At 39.7% G+C, this 6,824-nt stretch carries 4 protein-coding genes and 1 pseudogene; 2 read left to right on the top strand and 3 right to left on the bottom strand.

Going from position 1 to position 6,824, the window contains the following annotated elements; translation table 11 throughout:
* Both BUB22_RS12950 and BUB22_RS12945 read left to right on the top strand, forming a co-directional pair.
* A pseudogene (locus BUB22_RS12950) lies at positions 1-836 on the top strand (hypothetical protein); the annotation flags it as partial.
* 4 nt (positions 837-840) lie between these two features.
* On the top strand, positions 841-2,271 hold the full coding sequence (locus BUB22_RS12945; RefSeq protein WP_083535537.1) for an MBOAT family O-acyltransferase: 1,431 nt from the start codon (positions 841-843) through the stop codon (positions 2,269-2,271).
* Positions 2,272-2,278: 7 nt separating this feature from the next.
* Here BUB22_RS12945 and BUB22_RS12940 read toward each other — a convergent pair whose 3' ends face one another.
* The 3 genes from BUB22_RS12940 to BUB22_RS12930 all read right to left on the bottom strand — a co-directional run bounded on the left by BUB22_RS12940 (position 2,279) and on the right by BUB22_RS12930 (position 6,638).
* On the bottom strand, positions 2,279-4,402 hold the full coding sequence (locus BUB22_RS12940) for a polysaccharide biosynthesis tyrosine autokinase (protein ID WP_073115746.1): 2,124 nt from the start codon (positions 4,400-4,402) through the stop codon (positions 2,279-2,281).
* Positions 4,403-4,481: 79 nt separating this feature from the next.
* Complete coding sequence (locus BUB22_RS12935) at positions 4,482-5,654, bottom strand: Coenzyme F420 hydrogenase/dehydrogenase, beta subunit C-terminal domain (protein WP_073115744.1); 1,173 nt, start codon at positions 5,652-5,654, stop codon at positions 4,482-4,484.
* On the bottom strand, positions 5,655-6,638 hold the full coding sequence (locus BUB22_RS12930) for a lipopolysaccharide biosynthesis protein (protein WP_073115741.1): 984 nt from the start codon (positions 6,636-6,638) through the stop codon (positions 5,655-5,657). It lies immediately after the preceding gene.
* Positions 6,639-6,824 lie beyond the last annotated feature (186 nt).

Below are 6,824 nucleotides of genomic sequence, written 5' to 3'. Positions count from 1 at the left end.
GAGGAATGGATGGAAGAAAAAGCTTACTTAACCGAGAAGGAAATGGAAAAATCTGCTTTTTGTGCATGAATTTACAGAAAAAGACTTGCCTAATCCACATGGAAGCAATGGATGTAATGCAAAATGAAAATACAGCATCAATTTTGCAAGATAGCTTAACTGGAAAGTACACCGTTTACAACAAGGGCATTGCCGGGCATAATTTTTTAAAGATATGCCAATATTTACCAAAAAATCTTGAAATCTATAACTCCGCCCCCAAATTTGTAATTATTGAAACAAGTTCACCAATCATTTTACAAGAGGACGTAAAAAAAGTTTTTTCAAACCAAAACGAGTATTTCAAAAGTTACAATACAGGAATAGTTGGGCTAATGCAAAAATCTCCTTTTTTAAGATTACTGTATTTGCAAATAGACCTCGGGCTATTAAATTTGTTTTTGCCCTCTAAAAATAAAGAAGATAAAATTCAAGAGCAACCGTCCATCAATGAAGAACCTTATGACCAAATATTCAGTTATTTACGTTCAATTGAAGAAAAATTCAACACAAAATTGATTATCGTTTTCCATCCAGGGTATCAGATTGAAAAAAATGGTTCTATTTCTTTTTCAAAATTAAAGTATAAAGATGTATTCAAAAAAAAGGCCATAGAGAACGGACTCACCTTTATTAATCTAAAAGATGATTTCATCAAGATGTACAACGAAAGCCACCATTTACCCCATGGCTTTATTACGGGTAAAATAGGACACGGACATTTAAACAAATATGGTCACGCAGTTTTGGCAAATGCTGTCTACAAAGCAATCATAGAATTAGAAAAAGAGCGATAAAAACATGTCAATGACAAGTATAAATCTATTTGCTTTACTAGCAGTCATTTTTTCAGCAATCTACGGTTGCAATCACGTGATAAAAGACCAGCGTTTAAGCAACGCAATATCGAAGATAATTCTACTCATAGGTAGCTACATTTTCATTGCTTATGCAGACATTCGTTTTGCTATAGTCCTATTTATCATCACGTTTTCAACATGGTTCTTCGCATCAAAAACAAAATGGAACTTTATGGGCGTTCTTTTGCCCATTTTGGCTCTTGCTTATTTTAAATATGCGAACTTTTTTATTGAATCTTTTGCTAAAATATTTAGTATTGACCATAAGTTTCTAGAAATAATGCTCCCCATAGGAATGTCATTCTATACATTCAGCGCAATAAGTTACGTTATTGATATTAGAAGAAAGAAAATTACACCGCGAAAATTCAAAGATATCGCACTATACTTGGCATTTTTTCCGAAAATAATTTCAGGTCCAATCCAAAGAGCTGACGATTTTTTTAATCAGTCCGATCGATATCGCAAAATTGGATACGATACATTTTCTTGCGGAATCCAAATATTTGTATTCGGTCTATTCAAGAAAATAGTTCTTGCAGATAGGCTCTCTGTCTTTGTCAATCAAGTATACGACACACCTGCAGCTTTCAGCAGTTCGACCCTACTGCTCGCCGTTTTTGCCTATTCATTACAAATATACCTAGATTTCTCCGGCTACTCCGACATGGCAATTGGAATCGCTAAAATTTTAGGTTTCAACCTACCCCGCAATTTCAATCTACCCTATTTATCGCATAACGTAACAGAATTTTGGAAACGATGGCACATCACGCTATCTTCTTGGCTCTTAGACTATCTATACATATCTTTTGGCGGGAATCGTAAGGGGAAAATCCGTACATATCTAAACCTCATTGCAACAATGACAATCGGAGGGCTCTGGCACGGAGCCAATTATACCTATATTGTATGGGGGCTACTACACGGATTTGCGTTAGCCATACATAAAATCTGGATGACAATTACAGGAAGCCCAAATCGAAAAGCCGGGCCAATTTCTACAATCATATCCATTAGCCTAACATTCTGTTTCACAACATTCTGCTGGATTTTCTTCCGCGCAGAATCCATACCTGAGGCTTTTGCAATTATCCACCGTATTGGGAGCTGGGCTCCTGGCATTGAACACACCTACATGTGGTTCTTTGTTTCTGCGATTATTATAATTATCGCCAGTTTCTACGCAATCGTCAAATCTAAAAAGGGGAAAAACAGCCCCATAAAAATGAACATGAGTGCCGTTGAAGCCATCTACCCCCTACTCAACCTCAAAAAATTTTGGCATTTAGTATTGTTCTTTATGGAAATCGGCCTTATTCTTTGCCTTGCATATACTGGAGGTAGCCCCTTTATCTACGGGAAATATTAACTCCAAACTATTTACCATAATAACCCTTGCCATAATAACCGTAACCATAACCATAACGCCCCGGTTCATGCTCACAATGATTCATCACAATTGCAGATGGCTTATCTGAATAACGACGAACTCTTTCAATAGTCTCCTTGATTTCCTCTATGCTATGGCGGCCATAATGGAGTACAAACAGGGAGTAATCAACTAGCGGGCAAATCAATTCAGCATCTGTCACAAGATTGAGCGGAGGCGTATCAACAATGACCAAATCATATTTTCGACGCGCTTCCTTAAGAAGGTTATCCATAGCATCACCACGTAGGAGTTCGCATGCAGCAAGTTTAGTCTTGCCCGCATTCATTACAAATAAGTTATCGGTATGCTTTTGCGAAACAGCAGTATCTAGAGTAGCAATACCAGCAAGCACATCAGCAAGTCCAAACTTAGAACGACCATTAATCACACCGCGACGCATATCAGCATCTATCAGAAGAACCTTCTTGCCACTTGCGGCAAGTACCGCAGCAAGGTTCAAAGAGACAAAGCTCTTACCCACGCCAGGCATTAATCCCATAACAAGGATTACGCAATGCTCCGGATTCGGCATCAAAAACGCCAACGCAGTCTGTAGAGATCGGAACGATTCACTTACTTTATCTTCAGGGTTTTGTAAGACAAACGGCGCACTGTGATGAACTCGCTTATTGGTCCGCAAAAACTTATGTGACGACTGAGGAATCTTCGCAAATACGCTGAGTCCCGTTTCACGTTCAATTCGGGACGTGCTCTTTACTCCATTTCTAAGAATGTACATCAAGAAAACAAACAGAACGCCGAATATGAACCCAAATACAATAGAAGCCATTATTATGCGGGATTTATTCGGCTTAGTTTGACTCTGTTCAGCCTGAGCAAAATCAACGATGCGAACATTACCGACTTCACCCGCACGAACAACGCGCAGCTGCTGAATATTATTGAGCATGTTAGTATAGACTTCATTGTTCACGGCAACTTCTTCTTGAAGTCGTTTAACCTCTTGCTGAGTAAGTGGCATTTTCTCCGCATTCTTCTTAAGAGCAGCAAGTTCCACACGCAGTTTGTTCTGCTGCTTAACAATCGTCTGTACATTCGGATGTTCCGCCTTAAACAGACGCATAGCAGCCTGTCGTTCCTGTTCCAACTGCATTATCTGACGCTGCAACTGGCCTTCCTTGTCCAAGTGAGCCTTGGTTTCCCCCGTCATATCCACCGATCCTATCTTGTATCGGTAGTCTGCAAGCACCTTTTCCGCACTATCAAGCTTAGCCTTAACGCCCGGCAGTTGGGCTTCAAGGAATTCCAAGGTCTTTTCGGCCTCAGCACTACGCATTTCAACATTCTGGCGCAGGTATGTCTTAGCAATCGTATTCAAGATAGATGCAGCACGATCCGGGTAACGGTGGCTGTAGCGAACCGCAATGATGCCCGTTTGCTTTCCCTTTTCCATAACACTCAGTCCACCCGCCAGCGAACGCTCTGCATTAATTGGCGAGCCCTGTGCTATAATGAACTTCTGCCCCTGCTTTGCATCCATAAAGTTGACGCGAATAGAGAGGGTATCGTCAGCAAATTCTGCGAAAGCAACCTCACCCACCACACCATCAAGAATTTTTTTCCCATCTGGAGATATAACTGAATACGAATCTTTCCCCGTTACTTCGGCCATCCACTTTTTAGCACGGACCTTCAGCGGAATGCGAAGAGAGTCTAAATCCATTCGACCTTCCCGATGTAAGAGTCTATCCCAAAAACCTACCGGAACAGTCCAAAGATACAGATGCTCCGCCATAGTTACATAACTCAACACCATGCGACTCTTAATGAGTTCAATTTCAGCATCGGCCGGACTAGCCAAATCTAAGACAGCGCCCATCTCACCAAAAGCCTTAGTGGCCTTACTACTAGTCCCCTTAACATTCACCTGCAACAAAGCATCGCTCGTAAACTGCGGACGAACCCACATAGCATAAAAAGATCCAATCAATGTTGCAACAACAACAAATAATGCTACAAGGAATTTCTTTTTCCAAAGATGGTGGACAAAGTCGACCACGGTCAAGGAATCAACCTCCGTCTGAACATTCTTTACTTCTTCTGCCATTTTCTAATCCTGTCAACAAGTAGTATAAATATACAATAAAAAAAATATTCATCACTACACTATAAAATTTTTGTGCGACCTAGCGGAAACATTTTCGCATAAAATTACGAATTTTTAACAATACAATCTTATGTAACGACAACGGAACGCAGTATTTTTTTACCAAATCTTCCACCGAAAATCTGTCTAAATCAGCAAAGAATTCTATACGCCTAAAATTTTCCTTGCTAGATCGGACAATACAGGGATTGCCCGCAATCGCTTTTTCTAAAGTAGAATTGCATCGCACTGTACAATCAGCAATAGACGAGAATAGCCCTTCGCCATGACTAGTATTCAGTAAAACAACAGATGTGCCCTTATCATCGTCCAGTTTTGGATGGACATCCGCAACATTCCAATAATCGCCTAAAGTAATATCAGCTATGCGCGGAAGTTTTCCATAATGACAATCAGTACAACTTCTATTTAAACAAATATTTTGCAGGAATATTTGCAAGAAAAAATCTTCACGAAAATTCCTAGAATGAATTTTTCCCTCACCAGAAACAAATTTAAGAAAGGAACTCAAAGAAAAAGATCGCCATCCTTCTCGCTTATCTCGAAAACAGGAAAACAAAATTGTAGCAGAGCTTTTATTTTCTAATTCATGAATATACTTTTCAAAAACCTTCACACTCGGCGTTCCATGACAAACGATATCAATAGTCCAAAGATTCTCAAAATGATTTTTTCCAAGAACGGAGTAAAGCGCCGCAACCTGGCAAGGAGTTCCCGAAAACAAAACTTTTCGTCCCTCGAGAAGTAGCGCACGGACCTGTTTATAAGCCATTCCGACATTCGCTTGAACATACTTTGATCCACGAAGTTTGGAAAGGTCGGCTTTATTTTCTACAATTATTTGTTCAAAACGCGTAGGAGCAACTTGAGCAACACCAACAACAGCTCCTCCATCCTCAATTACACGTTCTGCTAAAGCAGAAAAAATTCCACCACTAGATGATTCTAGCCTTACCTGTTCATCCTTAACATAAGCGGCTATTGTTTTAGGAGATGCAGAGCTTTCATTGGGATTCGTGACAATCCTAGTCCAAGGGCAGACTCTCTCACAAGTTCCACATTTTGAGCAAACCGATTCATCTACAACAGGACGATAAAAGCCTTCCTTATCCAACTGCATCGTTATGGCCCCACGCGCACAAGCGTTTGCACAAGCACCACAAGAAGAACATTTAGCGACAGGAATGGTCATTTATGCTTTCCTCAATATTTTCTTCAATGGATTAAGAATTAATTCCCGTTCAAACGAGTTCATAGAGAATACAAAGAACAATGGCAAGTACATTACCAAATACAACGCTATTGCTCCCGCCAATTTGGCAACAGAATCAATACTAAAAAGCGTTAATATATAATAGGACTCCACCGTTAGAACAGCAGGCATGAGACTCATCTTAAAAATTTCAATCCAGAAACGAACTATATCTATTTTCTGTTTGACTTGATAGTAAACATTCATCACAACAATCTGTCCCAAAATCAAGGCTCCAGCAATAGCACAAGCACAACCAACACCACCATAGTACTTAGCTAAAGGTATCTGCGCTCCCAAGCTTACCAATGATATTACCAAATAGAGTAAACTGCGAAATTTCATCTGGTTTCGAGCCTGTAGAATTGTAATACCAAGATTCTGAATCAAGGGAACCGTCAATGGAATAAAGAAAAGCAAAGCGATTATATAGGCATCTTCATAGCCATCACCCGCCCAAAATTGAATAAACAGTTTTCCAAACAAGAAGAATCCCGACAAAACTAGTGCCATAACGCAATACTGAACACGCCCTGTTTTAATAAACAAATCCGAAATACCTTTACCATCAGATTCTTGAACGGCCATCGCCGTTACCTTGGGCAAGAAAACTCCACTTATCGCCGTAGAAAAGCTCATATACATATTTTGAAGTTGAATTGCCACAGCATACACGGCAACCGCAGTCGTTCCCACATAAGCGCCCAAAACAAACTGGCCTGTACTCCAATAAACTCGATCCATAATGGCATTCATAAAAATCCACAGCGAATAGACAGACACTTCCTTCAAAAAGCCTAACTGAAAAACGCCAAACTTTAGCTTAACATTCAAACGAGATTTGCAATACCAGAAGTTACACCCCAATGTGACCAAGTTGAAAATTGTAGTGAAATTCGTGAACAGTTTACGGATTTCCTTCATTTATACTCGCCCGAAACATTACAAAATTAGTTTTTTTTGATTATCGGGACGTTTTGTTACAGCATTTTGCAAACTAGCGTGATTTGGGTCAAAACACCCCATTTTTCGGGCTTTTTTCAATGTAAATAATACCTTAAAAATGCTTGAAAACACCCAAAAACTTTATAATTTAACGTTTGGTGTATG

This window comes from Fibrobacter sp. UWCM (genome assembly GCF_900129735.1).
GTDB lineage: Bacteria > Fibrobacterota > Fibrobacteria > Fibrobacterales > Fibrobacteraceae > Fibrobacter.
This window is presented reverse-complemented; position numbering and strand designations above follow the sequence as displayed.